Below are 2,116 nucleotides of genomic sequence, written 5' to 3'. Positions count from 1 at the left end.
CGGTTCAGGTTGTCATAGCCAAAGCTCTGGTCCAGGCTGGGAACAGGCGCTCCGTTGCTTGTGTGGGTGTAGCCGGTGATGCGCCCTGCACTGTCTCGGGTAATAGTGCGGCGAACGCCTGTGCTGGTCGGGTCGCCCAGGTTGTACGCACTGATCTGGCCGTTGGCGTCATAACTGATCGCCTGGGTCTTGCTGCTGGCCCACGTCCAGCCGGTGAGCTTGTTCTCGGCATTGGTGGTGATGCCCGTTATCAGCGGCAGGGTTGTTCCGCTGGTGCCCACGCCGTTGGCATTCGGCGGATTGACCGTGACGGCATTGACCTGCCCCTGGGGGTCGTAGCTGTAGTTGACCTTTGTTCCGCTCGGATAGGTAATCGCCGTGAGCTTGTCCAGTGCGCTTCCCGTGTCACCCCAGCTGTAGCCCACCGTAAAGGTCTTGCTGCCTATGGTCTGGGTTTTGCCTGTCTTGCGGCCCAGGCTGTCGTAGCTGTAGACGGCCTGGCCGGAAGCATCGGTGATCTTGGTGAGCTCGCCCACTGCGGCTGGGGTGGGAGTGGATCCGCCGTCGTACTCGAGCACGCTGGCGGTGCCGGTGGGGTAGCTGATGCTGGTCAGGCGGTTGAGGTTGTCCCAGGCGTACTGGGTGAGCTTGCCTCTGGCGTCGGTCTTGGTCAGGACGTTGCCGTTGAGGTCGTAGGTGTACTGGCTGGTGCCGGTATCCGGGCTGGTCTGCGCGGTGACATCACCCAGGCCGTTGGGGCTGTAAGTCGTCGCCAGGTTGCGGGGATCGGTGACCTGGGTCAGGTTGTCATTGGCGTTGTAGGCGAAGCCGGTGGTGGTGGGGGTGCTGCTACCGGTGTTGGCGGGCTGCTGGGTCTGGATGGGGCGACCCAGGCTGTCGTAGTAGGTGTAGCTGGCCAGGCCGTTGGGATCGACYACGGTGGTGGGCCTGCCCATGGCGTCGTAGCCGTATTGCCAGGTCAGGGTGCCGCTGTTGATGGCGACGGTGATGGAGCCAGATGTGGAAGGGTCGTTGTTGGTATCGCCTGCGTAGTCGGCGCTTAAGGCATGGCTGCCCAGGGCTAGGGCGTTGGTGGCAAGCGTTGCCACGCCGCCTGTCACGGCGCCGSTGCCCAGRGTGGYKCYRCCRTCCTTGAAGGTGACGTTGCCGGTGGGACTSGCRCCTGTGACGRTGGCGGTCARSGTGATGYTCTGGCCKACSGGSGCRGTSCCGGCGCTGCTTGAAAGCGCTGTGGTCGTGGGGGTGGCGGCAAGCGCCAGACCCGGGGCCAGGGCAATGAGCAGCGCCAGGCGGCTTAGCCAGGCGTTGAAGGTTTGACCGACTTGGCTAGGGCTGCTCATGCGACCTCCTGTTTGGGTGATGGTTGTTGTGGTGTTCAATTGCTCGCTCCCGTGACTTGCTGGACCCGGTTCARGGCGTCATACACCCGGGTGATGTTTCTTTGCAGGTTGCCCGAGGGGTCCTTGACCTGTTCGCCTGTCTTGTTGCCCATGGCGTCCAGGGTGTAGGTGATGGTGTTGCCTTTGGCATCGGTCACACCGGTCAGCCGGTGGGCGGCGTCGTAGCTGTAGCTCATCGTTGTGCTGTCGGGCAGAACCACCCCTGTCAGCTGGCCGGCGTTGTCGTAGCTGTAAGTGGTGGTGCGGGCAACTCCGCCCGGCGGCGTGACACTGGTGCTGCTGACCCAGCCTCGGGGGGTGTAGCTCATGTCGGTGACGATGCCTTTGGGATCGATCATCTGCCGTACTCGCCCCGCCCTGTCGTACAGGGTGAATTGGGTGACGTGCCCTGCTGCGTTTGTCACGCTCTGCAGGTCTCCGATCGTATGGCCTACATCAACGGCGATGTTGGTATCGGTGTAGTACACATAGCTGGTGCTGCGATTGTTCGCATCTATGGAAGTCAGGATGCGGCCGGAAACATCATAGGTAAATCTCGCATCGGGGCCTGACGCAGGAAGATAGGCTGCGATACCGGGGAACTGCGCCGCTGGCGGTGTGAAAGCCGCTGAATATCGTGCAACACCTTTGGTGATACGGACTTCATCCATATTCCCGGTGAAAGCGACGGCCTCCCCACCCTTGCCGATATACAA

1 protein-coding gene and 1 pseudogene are annotated in these 2,116 nt (G+C 62.3%); both read right to left on the bottom strand.

The window, feature by feature from the left end; genetic code table 11:
• Window positions 1–1,361, bottom strand: a 1,361-nt coding sequence (locus AC1D1P_RS21705; RefSeq protein ID WP_477674397.1) for an Ig-like domain-containing protein, incomplete at its 3' end; no start/stop codon positions are given.
• Window positions 1,362–1,396: 35 nt separating this feature from the next.
• Window positions 1,397–2,116: pseudogene (locus AC1D1P_RS21700) on the bottom strand (hypothetical protein); the annotation flags it as partial.

The organism is Polaromonas sp. P1_E1_2 (assembly GCF_056406035.1).
Note: the sequence above shows the minus strand (reverse complement) of the source record. Positions and strands in the feature narration are given on the sequence as shown.